The following is a 23055-nucleotide window of genomic DNA, read 5'->3' as shown; positions in this document are numbered from 1 at the left end:
CAAATAACTAGTTTATTTTATATGGAACTATATTTATATTCTATTTAAATAGAAATGGTTTACAACTCATATTATTAAACTATTCCACTGAATTTAAATTTAATTCACCCGATTTTAAACCTTTTCCAGTAACTGACAATGCTATTTCCCCAACTTTTTGTGTGGCTTGTACCAACACAACTAATTTACCACTAAACAATTTCATAGTTGGCAAATGAAATAATTCTAATGAAGTTGCATCTCCATTACAAGACGCTTTATAAGTTCCAGATCCTTTTACTTTAAATTTTAATTGATTGGTAGCTGTTGGACAAGGATTTCCATTTTTATCAACCACAGAAACCTCAACATATGATAAATCTTTTCCATCTGCTTTTAAAGTTTTTTTATCTGGATTTAAAACAATTTTATAAGGCTTTCCTGCTGTTTTTATTTCCTTTTCAGCTACAGGATTTCCAGCATCGTCAAAAGCAACAACTTTAATTGTACCTGGTTCATATGTTACATCCATCCACATTAAACGGTAACGATTTTGAGGTGTTGTATTATTCTTTTTTTGAATTCCCATACTTTTCCCATTCACAAAAAGTTCTGCACTGTTATAATTTGTGTACACAAAAACAGGAGTTACTTCTCCTTCTCTACCTTTCCAATTCCAATGAGGTAAAATATGTAACGTTTCTTCTTTGGTATTCCAACGGCTTCTATATAAATAGAAACGATCTTTTGGCAAACCAGCTAAATCTGAAATTCCAAAATATGAACTTCGAGATGGCCACATTTCATCATACGGTGTCGGCTCACCTAAATAATCAAATCCAGTCCATACAAATTCTCCAATTACCCAAGGTTTATCATCTTGTAACACAAAATCTTCATCTGGCACATTAGACCAACTGCACGCTTCTAAATCGTATGATGAACTTTGAAAATCATCATATTGTTTCATTTTTTCTTGAACTACAGGAAATTTATATATCCCTCTTGAACTCACTGTAGAAGCTGTTTCTGAACCTAAAATAAATCCTTGTGGGAATTTTTCAAAAGCTTCTTCATATAAATGCACTCTGTAATTAAGTCCAGGAACATCTAACAAAGCTCCAAAACCAGATTCCATCACTGCTTTTACTTGGTCCATTCCAACAGTTACCGGCCGAGTTGGGTCTTCTCTATGAAAAATATCTTGTAACCATTTGGCTCTTTTTACACCTTCTGCTCCCCATTGGTCAGGAACTTCATTTCCTGAACTCCACATGACAATTGATGGATGATTTCTGGTGGCATGTACTAAATTCACAATATCCTTTTCTGCATATTCATCAAAAAAACGATGATATCCGTTTTCAACTTTTGGCTTTTTCCATTCATCAAAACTTTCTGCTAAAAACAAAAAGCCCATTTCATCACATAATTCTAGTTGTTCCAATGATGGCATATTATGTGAACTTCTAATAGCATTGCAACCCATATCTTTTAAAATGGTTAACTGTCGTTTTAAAGCTGCCTTATTAACCGCTGCACCTAACGGACCAAGATCGTGATGTAAACAAACGCCTTTAAACTTGGTAACTTTTCCGTTTAAGCTAAAACCGGTTGTCGCTTCATACTTTATTTCTCTTATTCCAAATTTAGTTGAAACTTCATCCTTCAACTCACTTCCAACAAATATTTGAGAAATTGCTGTATATAAATATGGGAACTCTGGACTCCATAATTTTGGGTTTTCAACTTTTATATTTTGTTCAAATTCCCCACCAAATTGTTCAGTAGTTTTATTCGAAATCAATAAATTTCCATCGGCATCATAAATAGAAGAAACTATATGAATATTATTACCTGAAGTTTTTGTTTTAATAGTAACTTTGGCTTCATTTTCAGCAATAAATGGCGTTGTAATAAAAGTTCCCCATTGGTTAATACTTTCTTTATTTTTTACAATTAAACTTACTTTTCTATACAATCCAGCTCCGGGATACCAGCGAGAAGCAAACTCTTTATTTGTTAGTTTAACCGCTAATATATTTTCTCCATTATTTATAAAATCTGTAACATCAAAATAAAAATAGCTGTAACCATATGCCCATTCACCTACTTTTTTTCCGTTTAAAAAAACTTGTGGTTCACTCATTGCACCTTCAAACAATAAGATTACTTTTTTACCTTTTTCATGTTGAGGTAAAGTAAATGTATTTCTATACCACGCAGTTCCAACGTGTGGTAAAGACCCTGTTCTACCCGTTTTTTCAGATGCTATTTCTTCTCCATTTTGGGTAATTGCCACATTTTGTTTGTCAATTTCTTTATCAAAAGGCCCATAAATTGCCCAATCGTGAGGTACACTCACTGTTTCCCATTTTGAATCATCAAAATTTATTTGAAACGCATTTTCATTTTGAGTTTTTTGAAATTTCCAGTTGGAGTCTAATTCTTTCACAAAACGTTCCTGTGCATAGGAAATTTTCACTAACAAAAGTAGTACAAAAAATGATTGTATAAATAATTTCATGGTCATCTTATTTAATTAAAACTTATTCAAAGATAGTTATATAATTAAAAACCCATAAACAAATTGTTTATGGGTTTTTTACTTTTTGATTGATTGCTCGCAGAGAGGAAGGGATTCGAACCCTCGATACCCTTTTGGAGTATACACACTTTCCAGGCGTGCGCCTTCGACCACTCGGCCACCTCTCTAAATTAATTATTTAAATATAAGTTTATTAAACCAGCAGGAGATTCAACAATAATTTTTTTATGTTCTCTATCCACTTTTTTAATAAAATCGTCAATCATTGGGATAAAAACATCCGTTCCATTTGAATTAATTTCAAACAATGGTTGCGCTGAAGTATCATTTACTCCAGTTACAACACCAACATAACCGTAATTAACATCTTCAATATCAAAACCTAAAATCTCATGGAAATAAAATTTATTCCCTGTTAATTTAGGTAAGAATTCAATTGGTAAGTATAATCCTGCGCCCATAATAGCATCAGCATCTTCTTCACTCTCAATATCTTCAAATTTAATACGAAGTTGATTTCCTTTTTGAAGCAAACTTTCTTCTAAAAAAAATGGAACCAGATCATTGCCTAAAGCAACAAACACTGATTCCAAATTTTGATAAAGTTCAGGTTCATCTGTATCTAACTTAGCTACAACTTCACCTCTAAAGCTATGTTTTCTTACGATTTTGCCTAAATAAAAACAATCTTTTTTATGCATTATCGCAACTAACTTATTTACTCTGTTTTTCCTTCTTCTTGAGCCGCAGCTTGTGCGTCATCAATAGTTTCTGGAGCTGTTTCTTCAACAACTTCCTCAGCAGCTTGTGCAGCAGCTTTAGCATCTGCTTCAGCTTTAATTGCAGCATTTACAGCTTCATTAGCAGCAGCAGCTCTTTCTTCATTAACTTTAACCTCAGCAGCTAATGCTTTCGCTTTAGCATCTGATTCAGCTTTTGTTAAGCTAACTTTTTTAGCGTCAATTTTTCCTGCTTTTTCATCTAACCAAGCTTGGAATTTCTCTTCTGCTTGCTCTTCTGTTAAAGCACCTTTTCTAACACCTCCTGCTAAATGATTTTTTAGCATCACCCCTTTATAAGATAAAATTGCTTTCGCAGTATCTGTTGGTTGTGCTCCGTTTTGTAACCATTTTACAGATCCATCTACATCAATATCAATTGTTGCAGGATTTGTGTTTGGGTTGTAAACACCTAGTTTTTCTAAATACTTACCATCTCTTGTTGCGCGTGCATCTGCAGCTACTATCCAATATAATGGTTTTCCTTTTTTACCGTGTCTTTGTAATCTAATTTTTACTGGCATTTTGTTTAAAATTTTAAGGTTCTCGACCTTGGTTATTAATTAAGGGTGCAAATATAGTTAGTTATTTTGAAATAACACACTCTCTATCAGTATTTTTTATACTAACCCAGTAAATCCTAAAAAAGCTAATGATAAAAGTCCTGCAACCAATAAATTAATTGGTACACCTTTCATTTGCTTTGGAATATTCGCCAATTCTAAATGCTCACGAATACTTGCAAAAACTATTAAAGCTAAAGCAAATCCTAATGAGTTAGAAACCGCAAAAAACACTGCTTTTAATAAACTTCCACCTTCTAACCCTAAAGCTAAAATAGCAACTCCTAATACTGCACAGTTAGTTGTAATTAAAGGTAAAAACACACCTAAAGCTTGGTATAATGGAGGACTTACTTTCTTCAAAATAATTTCAACCATTTGCACCAAGGCAGCAATTACTAAAATAAAAGTAATGGTACGTAAATAATCTAATCCGGCTGGTACTAATACAAATTGATGTAATAAATAAGTTGCCATAGTTGCAATTGTCATTACAAACAAAACTGCTCCAGACATTCCAACTGATGTTGAAACTTTATTAGAAACTCCTAGAAAAGGACAAATTCCTAAAAATTGTGATAATACAATGTTGTTTACAAAAACTGCGGCAATAAGTATAATTATATAATCCATTATTTTGCTGTTTTGGAGGTTATTTTATTAAATAATACGGTTAAATATGCTAAAGCAATAAATGCTCCTGGAGGTAAAATAAATAATATAAAAGTGTTAGCGTTTTCAGCAACAAATTTAAATCCAAATAAACTTCCGTTTCCTAATATTTCACGTGTTGATCCTAAAATTGTTAAAGCCAGTGTAAAGCCTAATCCCATTCCTAAACCATCTATTAATGATGAAATCGCATTGTTTTTAGATGCGAATGCTTCGGCTCTTCCTAAAATAATACAGTTTACCACAATTAACGGAATGAAAATTCCTAATTGTTCATATAAAAAAGGTACAAAAGCTTCTAAAATCATTTCAACAATGGTTACAAATGATGCAATGATAATGATGAAAGCAGGAATACGAACTTTGCTTGGTATTTGGTTTTTTACTAATGAAACAACAATGTTACTCATTATTAATACAAACATTGTTGCGACTCCCATTCCTAAACCATTGGAGGCGGATGACGTTACTCCCAAAGTTGGACACATACCCAATAACATTACAAATATTGGGTTTTCCTTTACAACTCCTTTTAAAAAATTTTGGGTTTGATTTACAGTTTCTGCCATACTATTAATTTTTAGGAGTTTTAAGATTCTCTTTATTTTTCATAAACTCATCAAAAGCCATTTTTGTAGCTTCACCAAAAGCTCTTGAAGATATTGTTGCTCCAGTTAAAGCATCTACATCTCCACCATCTTTTTTTACTTTTAAATTAAATGTTGAAGGATTTTTATCTCTAAACTGCGCTAAAAACTTTTCATCTTTCATTTTAGTTCCCAAGCCTGGTGTTTCTTTTTGCTCTAATACTGCAATATTTTTAATTTCACCGTTTTCTTTAAAACCAATCATTAATTTTACCAACCCACTAAATCCTTTTTCTGAAGAACCTATAACCGCTGCACCAACAAATTTATTTTCAGAAAACGCTGGATATAATTCTACACTATCTTTTACGTTTTCAGATTTTACTAATTGAATTTCATCCACCGGATTGTTATCAAAACTTGGCAATACCAACTTTAAGGCATTCACTTTTTTCTCCAATTTTGCTTTTGCTTTTGGAGCTATGGTTAAATCGTTTACAAAACCCAACGAAAAACCTGCAATAATAGTAATCACAAATAATGATACTACCATATTTAAAAATGTATCTTTCTTTTTACTCATAACTATACAATTTTAGATTTGATGTTTGCACCAAATCGGCGAGGTTTAAAATATGTGTTAATTAACGGCACAAATGCATTCATAATTAAAATAGCAAATGAAACACCTTCTGGATATGCTCCAAATAATCTAATCACTACAGTTATTACACCAATTCCAACAGCAAAAATTACCATTCCTTTTTTAGTCATTGGACTAGTAACTAAATCGGTTGCCATAAAAAAGGCTCCTAATAAGGCACCACCTGAAAGTATATGAATTAACGGATTTGCATATTGTTCTGGATTTATCACCCAAAAAATACCAGTGATAACTGCCATAGTAACCAACATTGTTACTGGAATATGCCAAGAAATAACTTTTCTAACTAGCAGGTAAATTCCACCAATTAACAATGCTATTGCGGACATTTCACCAATTGAACCTCCCGTAATACCTAAAAATAAATCAATAGTTGAAGGAATCTTGGTTGCAATTTCAGTCATTGTTTCACCAAACATTAATCCTTCTTTTATCATTCCTAAAGTTGTGGCTCCGGTAACTCCATCTGCCATTGACAAATTATTTTCTACCGCTGTTGGCCACATTGTCATTTGAACTGGAAACGAAACCAATAAGAAAACCCTACCTACTAAAGCTGGGTTAAAAATATTGAAACCCAAACCACCAAACGATAATTTTGCAATTCCTATAGCCACTAAACTACCTACGATAATCATCCAAATTGGTAATCCGCTTGGTAAATTAAAGGCTAATAAAATACCTGTAATAAGTGCTGAACCATCTCCAATGGTAATTTCAGTTTTTAATAAATACTTTTGAATTAAATACTCAAATGCTAAACAAGAAATTACTGCAACTGCAGTAACAATAAACGCGTTAATACCAAAAACATATAGTGAAACTAAAAATGCCGGAATTAAAGCAATAACCACATCGTACATTATTTTTTTTGATGTTCTTTCTGAATGTACGTGCGGTGAGGCCGATATAATAATAGGTTGACTCATTTTAATTTTTAGAAGTTTGTAATTTTTTAACAATGTTTTTCCCGAAACGGATATAATCTAATAACGGACGATCTGACGGACATACATAACTGCAAGATCCACACTCAATACACGTCATAATATCTTCATTAGAAGCTCTTTCAAACAATCCTTTTTCAGATAAATTCATTAATAAATGTGGTTCTAATCCCATTGGACATACATACACACATTCTCCACAACGAATACAGTTTTTAGGTTCACCCCTACTTGCTTCATCTTCTGCAATTACCAAAATTCCTGAAGTTCCCTTTGTAACCGGAACATCGGTGTTTTTTATTGCTTTTCCCATCATTGGTCCACCATTTACAATTTTTCTAGTTCCTTCTGGCATACCGCCAACCTCAGCAATTAAATCGCTAATTGGCGTCCCTATTTTTACCCAAAAATTAGAAGCATTTTCAATTTTTTTTCCAGTTACCGTAACTACTCTTTCTATTAACGGTTTGTCATATTGTACAGCTTCATAAATTGCGAAAATAGTTCCAACATTATGTACAATCACACCAACATCTAAAGGCAAACCATTTTTAGGAACCTCTCTTTTTAACAACGCTTTTACTAACTGCTTTTCACCACCTTGCGGATATTTAACCTGCAAAGCAGCAACTTGAATTTTTGAATTATTTTTAGTGGCTTTTTTAAATAAATCAATGGCATCTTTTTTATTGTTTTCAATTCCAATAATTGCTTTATTAATATTTAAAGCTTTCATTAAAATTTCAATACCAACAATTATTTCTTCCGATTTCTCAAGCATTAATCTATGATCTGCTGTTAAATATGGCTCACATTCTACACCATTAATTAGTAAGCAATCTATTTTTACACCTTCTTTAACGTTTAATTTCACGTGAGATGGAAATGTTGCTCCACCTAAACCTACAATTCCAAATTCGTTAATTCGCTGTAAAATTTCTTTTGAAGAAAGTTCAATTTCTTGTTTCAAAGGATACTCTTTTTCTTCAAAATTAGATTCGTCCTTCACATCGGTCCTAATAACAATACATTGCTTTTTATAAGCACTAGTATCAATAATTTTATCTAATTTAGTTACAGTTCCTGCAACTGGAGAGTGAATATTAGAGGAAACAAAACCACCAGATTTTGCAATTACCTGACCAATTTTAACTTTTTCTTTTACTTCAACAATAATTTCTGCAGGTATTCCAATATGTTGTGCAATTGGCACATTCACCATTTTTGGAACTGCTAACCTTTTAATATTTTTAGATGAAGTTAATTTATTTTCTGGAGGATGAATTCCTCCTTTAGGAAACGTTTTAAGCATCCGTTTTTTCATTTACAGGTTCAACAATAGTTTCTTTTATAACTGCAACTTTTTCTTTCTTTTCAACCGCTACTTTCTCTTCAACTTTCTTTACTTTTTTAGGCGGAAAATTTGTTTCAATTATAGAATGTGTTGGACAAACATCTACACATTTTCTACATAATGTACAATAAGCAGGATCTATATAAGCCAAGTTATTTACAATAGTTACAGCTTCTTTTGGGCAAATATCTAGGCATTTAGAGCATCCTATACAAGCAACTGCACACGATTTTTTGGCAATCCCTCCTTTATCCTCGTTTAAGCAACCAACAAAAACTTTTAAATCTTTTTTGTTTCTTGGACGCATTTCAATAATATCCCTCGGACATTCTTCAACGCACGCACCGCAGGATGTACACTTGTCGGTAATAATAACAGGCAAACCTGTTGTTTCATCCATATACATGGCATCAAACTTACACACCTTTACGCAATCACCGTCACCTAAACAACCATATTGGCAATCTGTTTCTCCACTATAAATCATTGCTGAAATAGCGCAAGTTCTTGGCCCTTGAAACTCTGTTGTTTTTGGACGCACGTCACAACTTCCTTGGCAACGTAAAACGGCCACGGTTGGATCTTTTTCGGCTACTTCTTTTCCTAATTTAGCTGCTACTAATTTCATTACATCATTTCCTCCTACCGGACAAAATAAATTTGAAATATCTTCTGTATTTACCAATTTTTCGGCAAACGATCTGCAACCTGGCGAACCACAACCAGCGCAATTTGCACCTGGTAATAATTCATCTACTTCACCAATTAAAGGATTTTCATACACATAAAATTTCTTAGAAACAAAATACAGCACAACTGCTGCAATAACTCCTAATGAAACCAATAACAAAACGCTATATAAAACTGAATCTGTCATCACTTAATTATATTTTTAAAATTGAAACTTTAAATGCTTTTTTAAATAAATTATTAAAAACAAAAAGCATTAAATAATAAGGACCAAGAACAAGCAGTGAAAGAATACCTGCTAACCATTCAGTAAAAAAATTAGACGAGATAACTAATGTAACCATTATTAAAATAAAAGGAAACACATATGCCCAAAAAACAGCTTTTAAACCAAGCTCTTTTTTTAGGCTAACAGTAACTGGCTCATTTAAACAAAAAGTTTGGTCAGATTCAAAAACTTCAATTTCTTTATCATTAGATTCAGAAACGCCGCAAGCCGATTTAGCTTTACATCCTTCACAGTTAACATCTCCTTTTAAAGAAATTATATAACCATTACTATTAATTTTTGAAACAATACCTTCGTGTTTAATTGCCCTTACTCTAAAATCAATTTCATTATTTTCTTCTATATTTTCCATAATTATACGTGCATAGTAACTTGGAGCGGTAAAATTAAACCTTAAAAAAGGTTTAAAATATGACGAATATTAGCTTTTTTATGAATTAAAGCTTTTAATATATTTTTAACATATTAGTAAAATTTGTTAAATTTTTAAATTGGTTAACCAATTTTTAAGGAATTATATATTGATTGTTAATAAAAAAATCACAATACCGAAACCTAAAAATATTAAAATTCATACTTTTAAAAATTCATATTTTCAAGCAATCTTTACCACATGTTTTTAATTTTTGACACAGAAACCACCGGTTTACCAAAAAGCTGGAATGCACCAATTACAGATACAGATAATTGGCCTAGATGCGTGCAAATTGCTTGGCAAATACATAATGAATATGGAGAATTAATTGAAAATCAAGACTTTTTAATTAAACCTGAAGACTTTAACATTCCATATGATGCCGAACAAATACACGGTATTTCAACCCAATTAGCAGAAGAAAAAGGTGAAGATTTAGAAAAAGTATTATATCTTTTTAATGAAGCACTTTCTAAATGTAAATTCGTTGTTGGTCAAAATGTAAAGTTTGACCTTAACATTATGGGGTGTGAATATATTAGAGTTGGCATTGAAACTCCATTAAATAAATTACCAGTTTTAGATACCTGTACAGAAGTTACCGCATCGTTGTGCCAAATTCCTGGTGGAAGAGGTGGAAAATTTAAATTACCAACATTAACGGAGTTACATCAACATTTATTTGGCGTTCCTTTTAATGAAGCGCATAACGCTACTGCCGATGTTGAAGCAACAACACGTTGTTTTTTAGAATTAATTAGACAACGCCTTTTTACAAAAGAAGAATTAGATGTTCCTACAGATTATTTTCAAAAATTTGATGCTAAAAATCCAACAACTATAAATGTTATTGGTTTAAAACATGTAAATTTAAAAAAGGAAAGTGAAAAATTAGCTGAAAAAGCTGAAACTATAACTGAAACACCGGTAGTTCATTCCGAAGAAATTATTGATGACTTTAAAAATGCACAATTTTCACATTTACATTGTCATTCACAATTTTCAATATTACAGTCTACTACAAGTATTTCCAATCTAGTAAATACTGCCATAAAGTATGAAATGCCTGCTGTTGCGCTTACAGACACCGCAAATATGATGGGCGCATTTTACTTTACTAGAGAAGCCATTACATATAATGAATCAGTAATAAAACATAATGAAAATTTAAAGGAAGGAGAAATTCCTAAAAAACTAATAACTCCAATTTTAGGTTGCGAATTTAATGTTTGTGAAGATCATACTAATAAATCTCAAAAGGACAATGGTTATCAAATTGTTATACTGGCCAAAAACAAAAATGGCTACCATAATTTGGCCAAAATGTCCTCATTATCAAATACAGATGGATTTTACTATGTTCCAAGAATTGACAAAAAAATTATTGAAGAACATAAAGAAGATTTAATTGTTCTTTCAGGAAATTTATATGGTGAAATACCTAGTAAAATTTTAAATGTAGGTGAAAGTCAGGCTGAAGAAGCTTTAATTTGGTGGAAAGATCAGTTTGGAGATGATTTCTATCTTGAATTAATGCGTCACAATCAAGAAAATGAGAATCACGTAAATGATGTATTAATAGAGTTTTCAAAAAAACATAATGTTAAACTAATTGCCACCAACAATACATTTTATACTACACAAAATGAAGCTGAAGCTCACGATATTTTATTGTGTGTTAAAGATGGTGAAAAAGTAGCCACTCCAAAAGGAAGAGGTCGTGGCTACAGGTATGGCTTACCAAATAATGAGTACTATTTTAAATCGCCTGAACAAATGAAAAGTTTGTTCAAAGATATTCCAGAAGCCATTACCAATATTCAAGAAATAGTTGACAAAATTGAAACCTATACTTTAGCTCGTGATGTTTTATTACCAAAATTTGATATTCCAGCACAATTTATTAATCCTCAGGACGCCATTGATGGAGGTGTTCGTGGTGAAAATGCCTATTTAAAACATTTAACTTTTGAAGGCGCCAAAAAACGTTATGGTGATGTTTTAGATGAATCAACAAAGGAACGTTTAGATTTTGAGCTTTCAATTATTGAAATGACGGGGTATCCTGGTTATTTTTTAATTGTATGGGACTTTATTTTAGAAGCTAGAAAAATGGGAGTTGCCGTAGGACCTGGTCGTGGATCCGCAGCCGGTTCTGCTGTCGCCTATTGTTTATGGATTACAAATATTGACCCCATTAAATACGATTTACTTTTTGAGCGTTTCTTAAATCCGGATCGTGTATCCTTACCCGATATTGATATTGATTTTGATGATGAAGGTCGACAAAAAGTAATTGATTTCGTTATTGAAAAATATGGAGCTAGTCAGGTTGCACAAATTATTACTTATGGAACCATGGCTGCTAAATCAGCCGTTAGAGATACGGCAAGAGCGCTGGATTTACCCCTTTTTGAAGCTGACAGAATTGCCAAATTAATTCCTGGGGTAAAACTTCAAAACATATTTGGAACTGACCCAAAAAGTATTAGTAAAATAAAAGGATTACGCGCCGAAGAACTTGAAAACGTAAATGAACTTAGACGTTTAGCTGAAGGAGATACATTAGAATCTATAACAATTCGTCAAGCACAAGCTTTAGAGGGTTCGGTTAGAAATACAGGTATTCATGCTTGTGGAGTTATTATTACACCAGAAAAAATTACCAATTTAATTCCAGTTGCAACCGCCAAAGATTCGGACATGTACGTCACACAATTCGACAATAACGTTGTTGAAAGTGCAGGTTTGCTAAAAATGGATTTCTTGGGTTTAAAAACGTTGACCTTAATAAAGGACACTGTTAAAATAGTGAAAGCAATTCATGGTATTGATTTAATTCCAGATGATTTTCCGCTAGACGACGAAAAAACATATGAACTTTTCCAACGTGGTGAAACCATTGGAGTATTCCAATACGAATCTCCAGGTATGCAAAAGCATATGAAATCGCTAAAACCAACCACATTTGCCGATTTAATTGCTATGAACGCATTGTACCGTCCAGGCCCAATGGAGTATATTCCTTTATTTATTGATAGAAAACATGGTTTTCAGGAAATAATTTACGATTTACCTGATATGGAAGAATACCTTAAGGAAACTTATGGTATTACAGTATATCAAGAGCAAGTAATGCTTTTATCGCAAAAATTGGCTGGTTTTACTAAAGGTGAAGCCGATCAATTGCGTAAGGCAATGGGGAAAAAAATATTTGCGTTACTTGAAAAATTAAAACCAAAATTTATTGACGGAGGAGTTGCCCGAAACCACCCAAAAGAAGTATTAGAAAAAGTTTGGAAGGATTGGGAAGCTTTTGCTGCTTACGCATTTAATAAATCACACTCAACATGTTACGCTTATATTGCTTATCAAACAGCTTACTTAAAAGCACATTATCCTGCTGAATATATGGCTTCTGTATTATCTAATAACATGAATGACATTAAGCAAGTTACCTTTTTTATGGAAGAGTGTAAACGCGCTGGAATTCAAGTTTTAGGACCTGATGTAAACGAATCATATTACAAATTTGCAGTAAACAAGCAAGGTGCAATTCGTTTTGGAATGGGAGCCATAAAAGGAGTTGGTGAATCTGCTGTTGAAGCCATTATAAATGAACGTAAGGAAAATGGTAATTATCATTCAATTTTCGATATTGCAAAACGTGTTGATTTACGTGCTGCTAACAAAAGAGCTTTTGACGGTTTAATTATGGCTGGAGCGCTTGACTCTTTCAATACAATTCATCGCGCACAATATTTTCAATTAGATGAAAAAAATGTAACATTTATAGAGCGCGCTATTCGCTACGGTAATAAATACCAAGAAAACAAAAACTCTGCTCAAGTTTCTTTATTTGGTGAAGCGTCTACTGTACAATTCCCTGAACCTGAAATTCCAGCTGCTGAAAAATGGAGTGTTATGGAAGAACTTTCAAGAGAAAAAGAAATGGTGGGAATTTATATTTCAGGTCACCCGTTGGATGATTTTAAAAATGAAATAAAATATTTTTGCAATGCTGATTTATCTGTTTTCAAAGAAGATTTAACCAAGTTTGTTGGCTCTAATTTTACTTTTGCAGGTATTTTAACCGATGTACAACATAGGACATCTCAAAACGGAAACAAATGGGCCTCCTTTTTTGTTGTTGATTATAATGATTCTTATGAATTTAGGATTTTTAAGGATGATTATTTAAAATTTAGACCTTATTTAATTGACAATGAATTCAGACAAATTAGAGTTAGTATTGTACCTGGATGGAGAAATAAAGATGGTGTAGTTGGAGAGCCACGTATAAATTTTAATGACATTCAAATACTTCAAACTGTCATAGAAAAACAAGCAAAAAAATTAACAATTAACTTTGAATTAAACGAAATTAATCAAAAAAGCATTTCTAATTTACAACAGATAATTAACAACAATTCTGGTTCAATTCCGTTGGATATATTTGTTAAGGATAAACAAGAAGGCGTGAGTTTAAATTTACATAGCAGATCTGCCAAAGTAAATGTAACCAATGAATTTTTGAAAATATTAACCGATGAGGAAATTGACTTCAAATTAAATTAGAGACTTTTTATTTTTTATGAAAATAACCACCATAATAATTTTCCTTTTTGGCACATTTATCGTTTTCAGTCAATCAAATTCATCATACTTACAAGCTGATACTTTTTATGGAAATGTACTTAGGCAAAACCCAGACGCCCAAGTTCTAATTCAAGGACATCCAACAGGATTCTTCTTCAGTTATAATAAAAGAGCTTTTGGTGAAGAAAACTGGCAAGACCACTATAATTATCCAGATTTTGGATATTCAATTGGTTATCAGGATTATAAATCAGATATTGTTGGGAAATTATACTCGGCATATGGACATTATAATTTTTATTTTTTTAATAGACAAAGTAAAAATCAATTCATTTTTAGAACAGGAATTGGGTTAGCTTATAATACTAATCCTTATAATAAAGAAACCAACAACAAAAATACGGCTTTTGGAACCCATATAAATTCTAGCACCTATTTTAAGTTGTATTATCAAAGAGAAAATATAATTGAAAACATTGGGTTTAATGCTGGTTTATCGTTTATTCATGCGTCAAATTCAAACATAAAATCACCAAATTCCGGAATGAATGTTTGGGCTGCAACGGTAGGTTTAAATTATAATTTGGATAATAATTTAGATTCTAAAACATATATTCCTACAACAGAAACTAGCTATTTTAAGCAACCTATTAAATATAACCTTGTTTTTAGAACAGGAATTAACGAATCAGATATTATTGGCAGTGGAATAAAACCTTTCTTTGTTTTTTCTGCATACGCTGATAAACGTTTAAACAGAAAATCTGCCATTCAATTTGGTGCAGATTTGTATATTTCTCCAATTTTAAAAGATTATTATGAGCTGAATTTAACCATTCCTCATACGCATTTAAAAGAGACTAACGATTTTTCTCGCATTGGTTTATTTGTTGGACACGAGTTATTTATTAATAAAATTTCCATTGAAACACAATTTGGTTATTATGTAAAATATCCTTTTGAATATCAAGGTTTAGTTTATGAAACTTTAGGCATGAAACGCTATATAAATGATAAATGGTTTGTTTCATTGCGATTAAAAGCACACGCAGCAGATGCGGAAACTGTAGAATTTGGTGTTGGAGTAAGACTTTAATAGGTATTAAATGAAAAAACATTTCTTCTTTATATTTTTTACATTTTTAATTTCAATTCAGTTGTTTTCTCAAAACGAAACACAACTATTTCATAGTTTTCAAACAGAGTTTTTTATTGGCAAACCTATTGAACACGATAAAAAATTAGACAATGCAATTCAAGGGAATTCTTACGGTTTACTATTGAGTTGGAATAAAAAAAATGAAAATCCTACTGAGTTTAATAAACTTTATAACTATCCAGAAAACGGCTATTCATTTATATACCAAAACTTTAACTCCACTGTTTTAGGTGAGGCTTTTGGAGTTTATCGTCATTTCACATATAATTTAACGCCAAAAAAAGATAATTCTCTTTCATTAACAACTGCTTTTGGTTTTGGGTATTTAACTAAAAAATATGATGCAATAAATAACAATCAAAATTTAGCAATAGGTTCTAATTTAAATGTTTCAGCATATGTAAAATTGCAATATTTTAAGTTTCTAATTCGTAAAAAACTACGTTTAAATGCCGGTTTAAGTTTGTTGCATTTTTCAAATGTTAGTGTGAAAAATCCTAATTTAGGCATTAATACAGTTTCTTTGCATGTAGGTATAAACTATAAGATTGGCAATTTTAAAACCATTTCAAATAAAATAATTGATACAGTTAAGGTTCAATCGCAACCTATAAATTTTAATTTGGTTTTAAGAGGTGGCTATAATGAATCTTTAATAATTGATAGTGGTTTATTTTCCTTTTACACAGTTTCTATTTATGGAAGTAAAAAACTGAATAACTACACTACCGTTACATCTGGGATTGATTTTTTTGATTCAAAATTCTTAAAACATCATATTAATTATATCAATAGTACTGAAAACAAAAATTATAATGAAAATAATTATAGAAGAGCTGGAATTTTTGTTGGGCACGAACTAACTCAAAATAATTATTCATTTATTTCCCAAATAGGCTATACCTTTTATTCACATTACACATACATTAGTAGAGTTTATGAACGTTTTGGATTTAAACACAAATTAACTGAAAATTTATTTTCAGAAATTTCATTAAAAGTAAATTTGTTTAGAGCTGAAGCTTTAGAATTTGGAATTGGCTATAAATTTTAATCAAAATACAGTGATGCAAAAAATAACATTTTACATATTAATTACTTTTTTTATAGCAGGCTGCAACAGTGAAAATGCGAGTGACTGTTTTCAAACAGCTGGAAATATTATTCAACAAGAAGTTGATGTTCCTAGCTTTCAAAAAATTGTAGTGAATAAAAAAATTGCTCTTTTTATTTCTGAAGGTCCTATCCAAAAAGTTGTTATAGAATCTGGGGAAAATTTATTAAACGATATAACTGCTGAAGTTGTTGACAATGAATTAATACTTACAGATTACAATGATTGTAATTTTTTTAGAGATTATGGACTTACAAAAGTTTATGTTACTTCACCAAATATAAATACCATTAGAAATGCTTCTGAACTTGATGTTACATCTATTGGAACCTTAACCTATCCATCACTTTATTTACGTTCTTCCGGAGAGAAAAGTACGTATTTAGCTGTTGGAGATTGGCATTTAACAATTGAAAATAATGCAGTAACAATTTGGAGCAATGGAATTTCGACTTATTTTATTAACGGCTCTGCAAACAGATTAGATGTTGGTTTTTCTGATGGAGACACACGTTTTGAAGGAAAAGATTTTATTGTAAAAAATATTACTGTTAGAAATGTTAGTTCTAATGACGTTTTAATTTACCCTACTGAAAGTCTTTCTGGCTCAATTCACTCTACAGGAAACGTAATTTCATATAACAAACCTCCTATTGTTGATGTTGATGTACAAAGTGTGGGAAAATTAATTTTTAAGTAGTTAATTCTCTAAATAAACTTTCTAAATTTTTATTTTTTGCAGTTAAATTTAATGTTTTAAGTCCATTGTCATGCGCAAAATCAAAAACTGCTGGACGCATATCTTTGGTTGTTTCAAAAGTTAATTCCCAAATAGTATCGTGTACATTATTTGCCATTTTTAAATGAGGAATTTGCTCAATAAATTGTTTTTCAATTTTAAAATCGAATTCAACTTCAATAATTTGATCTTGATTTCCTTTTAAATCTGCCAACTTTTTATCAGCAACTAGAACGCCTTTATTTATTAAAATTACACGATCACAAACTGCTTCAACTTCTTGCATAATATGTGTTGAGAAAAGCACCGTTTTATCTTTACCAACTTCTTTAATTAAATTTCTAATTTCTACTAATTGATTAGGATCTAAACCAGTTGTTGGTTCATCTAAAATTAACACTTCAGGGTTATGCAATAAAACTGCAGCTAAACCAACACGCTGACGATATCCTTTACTAAGTTGCCCAATTTTTTTATGAGCCTCAGGCTTTAATCCAACTCTTTCAATACATTTTTCAACTTCCGTTTTAGTAATTTTATGAATACTTGCATGAAATTGCAAATACTCTTTTACATACATTTCTACATACAACGGATTGTGTTCTGGTAAATATCCAATATTTTTTTGCGCTTCAATTTTATGAGTCTGTAATGAAAATTCATTTACATAAACTTCGCCTTCCGTTGGAGCAATGTAACCTGTTAAAATTTTCATTAAGGTAGATTTACCTGCGCCGTTTGGCCCCAAAAAACCAACAATTTCTCCTTTTGAAATTTTAAAACTCACCGAATTTAATGCTTTTTGAGCACCATATAATTTTGAAACCGAATTTACTTCAATAGACATTTAAAACCAATTTTAACAAAAGTACATTTTAATTATAATTTAACTAATATTAATAACGTTGTATGCGTAAATTATTTTTAAGACATTTGTTAAAAATTAAAAATGGGCTGTTTTAGAGTTTTTTTATGTATAATTTTCCCACCATTGGCAGTTGTTGACAAAGGTTGCGGCTCTATACTAATTGTATTTATTTTAACCTGCTTAGGTTGGATTCCTGGTGTAATTGCAGCTTTAATAATTAATAATAACCCTAATAGATAATGCATAAAAAGATTGAACTAATAGATTTAGGAGCGAAAGATTATAAAGAAACTTGGGAATTTCAAGAAAAATTATTTCAGGGTATTGTTGATTTAAAAATTGAAAATAGAAAAAATAATACTGAATTAGAGACTCCAAATTATTTTTTATTTGTAGAACATCCGCACGTTTATACCTTAGGGAAAAGTGGTGATATCAGTAATTTATTACTAAATGAAGTACAACTTGCTCAAAAGGGAGCAACTTTTTATAAAATAAATCGTGGAGGTGATATCACGTATCACGGACCAGGACAAATTGTTGGCTACCCTATTTTAGATTTAGATAATTTTTTTACTGATATTCATAAATACTTACGTTTTTTAGAAGAAGTAATTATAAAAACCTTGGAAGAATACGGTATTAAATCTGAAAGAAGTGAAGGCGAAACTGGTGTTTGGTTAGATGTTGGGACACCTTTTGCACGTAAAATTTGTGCTTTAGGCGTTAGAACTAGCCGTTGGGTTACCATGCACGGTTTTGCACTAAATGTGAATACAAATTTAGGCTATTTTGATAATATTATTCCATGTGGAATAAAAGGCAAAGCTGTGACATCTTTAGAAGCCGAACTTGACAGAAAGTTACCTTTAGAAGAAGTAAAAGGAAAAATTTTAAAACATTTTACGGAGCTTTTTGAAGCTGAGTTTGATTAACTAAACAACCTATATTAAATAGTTGAGATGCTGAATCAAGTTCAGCATGACGGTTATAAATTAGCTATTTTTTAGTTAAAAATGAATTAAAAATTTAAATAAAATTCAACTTTCAACCTTTCAACTTTTCAACTTAAAAACTAATCTTCCTCGTTATAAAAAACTTTGTAGAATTTCATTTTACGCTCCTCGTCGTAACCTTGTTCTAAATATTCTGCAGAAGCGTCTGGCGCATCAATATCTAATTTAATTTGAATATTGGTATCTAGCTTAATTTCAGTTTTAATTTTTTGCTTTTGCTTTTTCAACACAATGTCTGAAACTGCAAATTGATTTCTAACCAATACTTCATTTTCAGTTTCAAACTGTTTTTTATAATCATCAAAACGCGTTTTCTTTTCTTCATCCTCTTCAAAAAGATAATCTTTAAAATCGTGGATATTTATTTGTTCATTTTCTTTAAAAAAGTCGACTGTTTTAGCTAAAAACTTACTTTTTTCGTGAACACCAAAATCTTCTTTAATCACTTCCTCAGAAAAATCTTTACACATTTCAATGTAATTTTGAGTATGCTGATTATTATCATCGGCATATTTTACACTTAAAAAGTTTTTAATCCAATATTGTGCATCGTAATTATTAGTATCAACACTTAACACAACTTTTCCTTCGCCATCAGTTGAATTAATAATTAAACAACCTTTATCTAATTTTTTAGTACTAATTCCTTTCTGAACTACTACATCTAAAATATCTTTTTCCATAAAAGTTTGGAAAAAATCTACTTTATTTTCAATTTTAAAAATACCCAGCGCTTGTGTTATAACTTCCTTATATTCAATATCTTCAAAAAGTGCAATAATTACATCTCCCGTTTTAATTTGAGCTGAATTAGATTGTTCAAACAAATGATTTACAATGTGTTTAGAAACATCTATAAAAGTAGTTGGATCTGCAAAAACCTGTGCAGAATAGTTATTAATTTCGTTTAATTCTATATTTGAATGATGATTAAATCGGTAGCTTTCAATAACATTTCCAAAAGGTTTTAACAAAAAAGGTTTCATTAATTCGTAGCTTTCTTCATCAAAAGTAACTACATCTTCAGAAAAAATATTGGTTGCGCTATTAAATTTATTACCTACTTTATGAATTATAAACTTTGAAATGGCTACTCTACTTCTTTTAATCATCTTTTACATTTTTAAGGAAAGCAAATGTAAATTTTTTAAAGCAGAAATTTGAGAGAATTACAAATCTAATTTTAATTGTTCGGGCAATAATCTAAAAGATTTTCTATGATATTTTGTGACACCAAAATTTCTGATGGCATCTCTGTGCTGCAAGGTAGGATAGCCTTTATTTTTTTGCCATTGATACTCAGGAAATTCTATGGCTATTTTTTCCATGTAGGCATCTCTGTAAGTTTTTGCTAAAACCGAAGCTGCTGCAATGCTCATAAACTTTGCATCGCCTTTTACAATTGTTGTATGCGGAATTTCTTTATATGGTTTAAATTTATTTCCATCAACAATAATATGTTCTGGAACAACTTTTAATTTTTCAATAGCTAAATGCATTGCTAAAATGGAAGCTTGCAAAATATTAATTTCATCAATAGTTTCTTCAAAAACATATGAAACGCCATATGAAATTGCATTTTGCTCAATAATTGGCTGTAATAAATTTCGTTGTTTTTCAGATAATTGTTTAGAATCATTTAACAATGCATGTGAGAAATCTACAGGTAAAATAACTGCTGCAGCTACTACTGGACCCGACAAACAACCTCTTCCAGCTTCATCTGTTCCAACTTCAACAATATCTTTTAAATAAAAATTTTTAAGTGCCATTTTTAAGTATTGGTTATCAAAAATAACACTATTTTTTATAGTTCTATTTTTAAATTTATGGATTACAATTTACTATTATTTTTTTCGTTCAAATATTTTACCTTTGCCATTCAATTCGTTTTATGAAAAAATTACTTATAGTTTTAATTTTAGGTTTTTGCCACTACAATATAAATGCTCAATTTAGAGGAGCTGATGGCAGCAGAGGAATGTATCAAAGCGATAGCACCTCCTTTAAAAACGAAGTTAAAATAAAACTAGATGGGGAAACCAAATACACTGATTACAAGGTATTTACCATTTCAAATGACACCACTTATATAGATACAACATTGTCTTTAAAAAAAGATGTAAAGTTTAATTATTTAAGAAAAGATGATTTTGAGCTACTTCCATTTCATAATATGGGGCAAACTTATTCTAAATTAGGTCATTCTTTTGAAAATAGTTCAATATTTCCATTAATTGGTATGAATGCCAAGCAATATAATTATTACAAAATTGAAGATGTAAAATATTATTATGTTCCAACTCCAACTTCTGAAATTATGTACAGAACTGGCTTTGAACAAGGGCAAATTTTAGATGCTTTGGTCACCATGAATACTTCTAAAAAGTTTAATATTTCATTAAGTTATAAAGGCCTACGATCTTTAGGGAAGTACCGTTATTCTTTGGCTAGCACAGGTAATTTTACAACTACTTTTAACTATCATAATACCAATAGAACTTACGAAATAAAAGGGCATTTTACATCCTTTGATTTTTTTAATAATGAAAATGGCGGTTTAACCGAAGATTCCATCAACTACTTTGAAACAAATGATCCAAATTATACAGATAGAGGTAGATTAGATGTTAATTTAACTGATGCTGATAACATGTTTGAAGGCAAACGTTATTTTACGGAGCAAACATTTTCTATTTATTCAAAACAAAATGTTATTGAAAGGAAAAAAAAGAAACAAATAGAAGCTGATAAAATTAAAGCAAAAATATCTGATTCATTAGCAGTAAAAAAACAAGTAGATTCTATATCTAAAGATTCAATAATTTCAAAAAAAATAGTAAAAAGAAACCCTGCTTTAGGAAGTGCAAAAAAAGTAAAAGACAGTATTATAAATCCTGTAATTATAAAAAACGACACTATTGCTCCCAAGAAAGATTCAACTTTAACAATTACCAAGGTTTCAAAAAAATTGTTAGACTTTAAACTTGGACATCGTTTTATGTATGAAACAAAACATTATAGGTTTAATGAAAGTTCTGACAATGAAATTTTTGGTGATGCATTTAATTCTACCATAGCAGACCACACTTCATACCAACATATGAATAATGAACTTTTTCTTCAACTGAATTCGCCAATTACTGGTGTTTTAAGAGTTAAAGGAGGTTTTTTAAACTATAATTACCATTTTAACAGCATATTATATTACGATAGTGAAACTATATTTGATAAACTAAAAGGAAATGCGTTAACAGTTGGAGCAGACTGGAAAGTAAACTATGGCAAAGTTAAATTAGATGCTGATGCACAATCTATTTTATCTGGAGATATTACTGGTCACTCCTTAAAAGCGGCTGCAAGCTTTGTATTAGATAGTATTTTTAGCTTTAAAGGGTTTGCTGAAATAAATTCAAAATCACCAGATTTTAATAAATTATTATACCAAAGTGCTTATAAAAATTACAATTGGCAAAATAATTTTAAAAATGAAGAATTAAAATCAATTGGTGCACAAATGATTGTTAATAAATGGGGAAATATAAAAGCTACATACTCAATTATAGACAATTACACCTATTTTGGAGAAGACTCCAAACCTGTTCAAGCTACTGAAACTTTAAAATACTTTAAGGTAAAAGCACAACAATATTTTACATTTAGAAATTTTACTATAGACAATACTGTACAATATCAAAAAGTTGAAAGTGGTGATTCATTTTTTAGAGTTCCTGAATTAGTCACTAGAAATACAATTTATTATTCAAATTATTTATTTAAGAAAAAACCCTTATACCTTCAAACAGGTGTTACCTTCAAATATTTCACTTCTTTTAAGGCAAATGCATATAATCCTTTACTTAGTGAATTTGTACTTCAAAATGATGCTGAATTTGGAAACTTCCCTGTATTAGACTTTTTTGCAAATGCACAAATTAGAAGAACACGTTTGTATTTAAAAGTTGAAAATTTTAGTGCAAGTTTTACAGGAAGAAATTATTATTCCGCACCTAATTACCCGTACAGAGATTTAACGGTACGATTTGGTTTGGTTTGGAACTTCTTTATTTAAT

General features: G+C 30.7%; 20 protein-coding genes and 1 tRNA gene. 7 read left to right on the top strand and 14 right to left on the bottom strand.

Annotated elements, in window-relative coordinates; all coding sequences use genetic code 11:
• Positions 1-79: 79 nt before the first annotated feature.
• The 11 genes from galB to JEY78_RS01990 all read right to left on the bottom strand — a co-directional run bounded on the left by galB (position 80) and on the right by JEY78_RS01990 (position 9424).
• Positions 80-2506: a beta-galactosidase GalB gene (gene galB, locus JEY78_RS02040; RefSeq protein WP_291846371.1), complete on the bottom strand. Its 2427-nt coding sequence runs from the start codon at positions 2504-2506 to the stop codon at positions 80-82.
• Positions 2507-2606: 100 nt separating this feature from the next.
• Positions 2607-2694, bottom strand: a tRNA-Ser gene (locus JEY78_RS02035).
• A 3-nt stretch (positions 2695-2697) separates the two neighbouring features.
• Positions 2698-3228 carry a ribosome maturation factor RimM gene (rimM, locus tag JEY78_RS02030; RefSeq protein ID WP_291846369.1) on the bottom strand — a complete coding sequence of 177 codons (531 nt, stop codon included), beginning with the start codon at positions 3226-3228 and terminating at the stop codon, positions 2698-2700.
• A gap of 17 nt (positions 3229-3245) precedes the next feature.
• Positions 3246-3830, bottom strand: coding sequence for a 30S ribosomal protein S16 (locus JEY78_RS02025; RefSeq protein WP_291846367.1), 585 nt, complete (start codon positions 3828-3830; stop codon positions 3246-3248).
• A gap of 96 nt (positions 3831-3926) precedes the next feature.
• Positions 3927-4505, bottom strand: coding sequence for an electron transport complex protein RnfA (locus tag JEY78_RS02020; RefSeq protein ID WP_367158756.1), 579 nt, complete (start codon positions 4503-4505; stop codon positions 3927-3929).
• On the bottom strand, positions 4502-5110 hold the full coding sequence (gene rsxE / locus JEY78_RS02015) for an electron transport complex subunit RsxE (RefSeq protein ID WP_291846362.1): 609 nt from the start codon (positions 5108-5110) through the stop codon (positions 4502-4504). The genes JEY78_RS02020 and rsxE overlap by 4 nt, the downstream gene beginning before the upstream one ends.
• Positions 5111-5114: 4 nt before the next feature.
• Positions 5115-5711 carry an RnfABCDGE type electron transport complex subunit G gene (locus JEY78_RS02010; RefSeq protein WP_291846360.1) on the bottom strand — a complete coding sequence of 199 codons (597 nt, stop codon included), beginning with the start codon at positions 5709-5711 and terminating at the stop codon, positions 5115-5117.
• A gap of 2 nt (positions 5712-5713) precedes the next feature.
• On the bottom strand, positions 5714-6721 hold the full coding sequence (locus JEY78_RS02005; protein ID WP_291846358.1) for an RnfABCDGE type electron transport complex subunit D: 1008 nt from the start codon (positions 6719-6721) through the stop codon (positions 5714-5716).
• A gap of 1 nt (position 6722) precedes the next feature.
• On the bottom strand, positions 6723-8051 hold the full coding sequence (gene rsxC, locus JEY78_RS02000) for an electron transport complex subunit RsxC (RefSeq protein ID WP_291846356.1): 1329 nt from the start codon (positions 8049-8051) through the stop codon (positions 6723-6725).
• Positions 8044-8970, bottom strand: coding sequence for a Fe-S cluster domain-containing protein (locus JEY78_RS01995; RefSeq protein WP_291846354.1), 927 nt, complete (start codon positions 8968-8970; stop codon positions 8044-8046). Before JEY78_RS01995 ends, rsxC begins: the two co-directional genes overlap by 8 nt.
• Before the next feature lie 7 nt (positions 8971-8977).
• Positions 8978-9424: a SoxR reducing system RseC family protein gene (locus tag JEY78_RS01990; RefSeq protein WP_291846353.1), complete on the bottom strand. Its 447-nt coding sequence runs from the start codon at positions 9422-9424 to the stop codon at positions 8978-8980.
• A gap of 261 nt (positions 9425-9685) precedes the next feature.
• On the opposite strand from JEY78_RS01990, the gene dnaE reads away from it, so the two are divergent.
• The 4 genes from dnaE to JEY78_RS01970 are packed head-to-tail and all read left to right on the top strand — an operon-like array spanning position 9686 to position 17059.
• Positions 9686-14065: a DNA polymerase III subunit alpha gene (dnaE, locus tag JEY78_RS01985; protein ID WP_291846351.1), complete on the top strand. Its 4380-nt coding sequence runs from the start codon at positions 9686-9688 to the stop codon at positions 14063-14065.
• Between the two features lie 16 nt (positions 14066-14081).
• Positions 14082-15182, top strand: a complete 1101-nt coding sequence (locus tag JEY78_RS01980) for an acyloxyacyl hydrolase (protein ID WP_291846349.1) — start codon at positions 14082-14084, stop codon at positions 15180-15182.
• A 10-nt stretch (positions 15183-15192) separates the two neighbouring features.
• Positions 15193-16299: an acyloxyacyl hydrolase gene (locus JEY78_RS01975; protein ID WP_291846346.1), complete on the top strand. Its 1107-nt coding sequence runs from the start codon at positions 15193-15195 to the stop codon at positions 16297-16299.
• Positions 16300-16312: 13 nt separating this feature from the next.
• The gene (locus tag JEY78_RS01970; RefSeq protein ID WP_291846344.1) at positions 16313-17059 is read left to right on the top strand and encodes a head GIN domain-containing protein; all 747 of its coding nucleotides are present in this window, start codon (positions 16313-16315) and stop codon (positions 17057-17059) included.
• Here JEY78_RS01970 and gldA read toward each other — a convergent pair.
• On the bottom strand, positions 17052-17945 hold the full coding sequence (gene gldA, locus JEY78_RS01965; RefSeq protein ID WP_291846342.1) for a gliding motility-associated ABC transporter ATP-binding subunit GldA: 894 nt from the start codon (positions 17943-17945) through the stop codon (positions 17052-17054). The two genes, JEY78_RS01970 and gldA, sit on opposite strands and share 8 nt — an antisense overlap.
• A gap of 102 nt (positions 17946-18047) precedes the next feature.
• Here gldA and JEY78_RS01960 point away from each other — a divergent pair, with 102 nt between their 5' ends.
• The gene (locus JEY78_RS01960) at positions 18048-18206 is read left to right on the top strand and encodes a YqaE/Pmp3 family membrane protein (protein ID WP_291846340.1); all 159 of its coding nucleotides are present in this window, start codon (positions 18048-18050) and stop codon (positions 18204-18206) included.
• A complete protein-coding gene (gene lipB, locus JEY78_RS01955; protein WP_291846338.1) occupies positions 18206-18901 on the top strand; it encodes a lipoyl(octanoyl) transferase LipB in 696 nt (231 codons plus the stop codon). The genes JEY78_RS01960 and lipB overlap by 1 nt, the downstream gene beginning before the upstream one ends.
• A 140-nt stretch (positions 18902-19041) precedes the next feature.
• Here lipB and JEY78_RS01950 read toward each other — a convergent pair whose 3' ends face one another.
• Both JEY78_RS01950 and JEY78_RS01945 read right to left on the bottom strand, forming a co-directional pair.
• Positions 19042-20094: a nucleoid-associated protein gene (locus tag JEY78_RS01950; protein WP_291846336.1), complete on the bottom strand. Its 1053-nt coding sequence runs from the start codon at positions 20092-20094 to the stop codon at positions 19042-19044.
• Positions 20095-20151: 57 nt separating this feature from the next.
• Positions 20152-20754, bottom strand: coding sequence for a ribonuclease HII (locus tag JEY78_RS01945; protein ID WP_291846334.1), 603 nt, complete (start codon positions 20752-20754; stop codon positions 20152-20154).
• Positions 20755-20876: 122 nt separating this feature from the next.
• Between JEY78_RS01945 and JEY78_RS01940 the strand changes: the two genes are divergently transcribed.
• Positions 20877-23054, top strand: coding sequence for a putative porin (locus JEY78_RS01940; RefSeq protein WP_291846332.1), 2178 nt, complete (start codon positions 20877-20879; stop codon positions 23052-23054).
• Position 23055: the final 1 nt, after the last annotated feature.

Origin of the sequence: Lutibacter sp. (genome assembly GCF_016342705.1) — a bacterium.
Classification (GTDB): domain Bacteria; phylum Bacteroidota; class Bacteroidia; order Flavobacteriales; family Flavobacteriaceae; genus Lutibacter.
Note: the sequence above shows the minus strand (reverse complement) of the source record. Positions and strands in the feature narration are given on the sequence as shown.

Coding starts and splice junctions, on each gene's coding strand:
- lipB (WP_291846338.1), top strand. CDS start 18,206: ATGCATAAAAAGATTGAACTAATAGATTTAGGAGCGAAAGATTATAAA.
- JEY78_RS02010 (WP_291846360.1), bottom strand. CDS start 5,711: ATGAGTAAAAAGAAAGATACATTTTTAAATATGGTAGTATCATTATTT.
- JEY78_RS01945 (WP_291846334.1), bottom strand. CDS start 20,754: ATGGCACTTAAAAATTTTTATTTAAAAGATATTGTTGAAGTTGGAACA.
- galB (WP_291846371.1), bottom strand. CDS start 2,506: ATGAAATTATTTATACAATCATTTTTTGTACTACTTTTGTTAGTGAAA.
- rimM (WP_291846369.1), bottom strand. CDS start 3,228: ATGCATAAAAAAGATTGTTTTTATTTAGGCAAAATCGTAAGAAAACAT.
- JEY78_RS01940 (WP_291846332.1), top strand. CDS start 20,877: ATGAAAAAATTACTTATAGTTTTAATTTTAGGTTTTTGCCACTACAAT.
- JEY78_RS01975 (WP_291846346.1), top strand. CDS start 15,193: ATGAAAAAACATTTCTTCTTTATATTTTTTACATTTTTAATTTCAATT.
- JEY78_RS01960 (WP_291846340.1), top strand. CDS start 18,048: ATGGGCTGTTTTAGAGTTTTTTTATGTATAATTTTCCCACCATTGGCA.
- JEY78_RS02025 (WP_291846367.1), bottom strand. CDS start 3,830: ATGCCAGTAAAAATTAGATTACAAAGACACGGTAAAAAAGGAAAACCA.
- JEY78_RS01995 (WP_291846354.1), bottom strand. CDS start 8,970: ATGACAGATTCAGTTTTATATAGCGTTTTGTTATTGGTTTCATTAGGA.
- rsxC (WP_291846356.1), bottom strand. CDS start 8,051: ATGCTTAAAACGTTTCCTAAAGGAGGAATTCATCCTCCAGAAAATAAA.
- rsxE (WP_291846362.1), bottom strand. CDS start 5,110: ATGGCAGAAACTGTAAATCAAACCCAAAATTTTTTAAAAGGAGTTGTA.
- JEY78_RS01980 (WP_291846349.1), top strand. CDS start 14,082: ATGAAAATAACCACCATAATAATTTTCCTTTTTGGCACATTTATCGTT.
- JEY78_RS01970 (WP_291846344.1), top strand. CDS start 16,313: ATGCAAAAAATAACATTTTACATATTAATTACTTTTTTTATAGCAGGC.
- JEY78_RS02005 (WP_291846358.1), bottom strand. CDS start 6,721: ATGAGTCAACCTATTATTATATCGGCCTCACCGCACGTACATTCAGAA.
- JEY78_RS01950 (WP_291846336.1), bottom strand. CDS start 20,094: ATGATTAAAAGAAGTAGAGTAGCCATTTCAAAGTTTATAATTCATAAA.
- dnaE (WP_291846351.1), top strand. CDS start 9,686: ATGTTTTTAATTTTTGACACAGAAACCACCGGTTTACCAAAAAGCTGG.
- gldA (WP_291846342.1), bottom strand. CDS start 17,945: ATGTCTATTGAAGTAAATTCGGTTTCAAAATTATATGGTGCTCAAAAA.
- JEY78_RS01990 (WP_291846353.1), bottom strand. CDS start 9,424: ATGGAAAATATAGAAGAAAATAATGAAATTGATTTTAGAGTAAGGGCA.